Source organism: Microbacterium maritypicum MF109, assembly GCF_000455825.1.
Taxonomy (GTDB): domain Bacteria; phylum Actinomycetota; class Actinomycetes; order Actinomycetales; family Microbacteriaceae; genus Microbacterium; species Microbacterium maritypicum_A.
Genome location: NZ_ATAO01000105.1, coordinates 1 through 605, shown reverse-complemented (window position 1 = coordinate 605; position 605 = coordinate 1). Strand labels below are relative to the sequence as shown.

Sequence of the window (605 nt, the reverse complement as noted above, 5' to 3'; positions counted from 1 at the left end):
GAGGCGGCGCACGGTAACGGCCTCACGTCCTTGGAACTTCCGCAGTGTCCGCATGCATCGGGAGCACAGGATCTCGACCCGGCGCGGGTGGCCTTCGCCGCAGACGCAGTCGACCGTCACGCGCCACTTGGCCTTGCGTCCGCACGGCTGGTAGCCGTCGTCGTCGCCGTGATCGCACTCGCACCGCTGCCGGTCGCGATCGAGCCCGGCGAGGTCGTCGACGCGCGCGAACTCGTCGACGTCGTGCTCGGCGTCCACGGACACGGCTTCCTGCGTTCTCACCACCCGCCGATGCTCCCAGCACCGCGGCTCCGTCGCAACACCGCCACGCAGGGCGCCGCCCGTCCGCAGCTTCTCCGGAGCTGTGGACGGGTGCTCAGCGCGTCTTCGGTCAGACCCCGACGACGCGCGGGCCGGTCGGGGCGTCCGGGACCGCCGGCGGGGCGTCCGGGATCGACGGCGGGGCAGGAGGGGGCGGCGGGGCGAGCTGACGCTGCGGCACGCCGTGCGCCTCCCGGTGCAGGCGCTCCATGCGACTGTCGAGCTCGGCGGCGGCATCCGCGGCATCCGACAGGCTGTCGACGAGATGCGAGGGCACCTGGTTC

Annotated in this window: 1 protein-coding gene and 1 pseudogene; both read right to left on the bottom strand. The window is 73.4% G+C overall.

All coding sequences use genetic code 11. The features are described 5' to 3' along the window. Positions 1 to 258, bottom strand: a 258-nt coding sequence (locus L687_RS42740) for a hypothetical protein (RefSeq protein WP_136025407.1), incomplete at its 3' end; no start/stop codon positions are given. A gap of 133 nt (positions 259 to 391) precedes the next feature. Further along, positions 392 to 605 (bottom strand): annotated as a pseudogene (locus tag L687_RS0121175) (GTP pyrophosphokinase family protein); the annotation flags it as partial.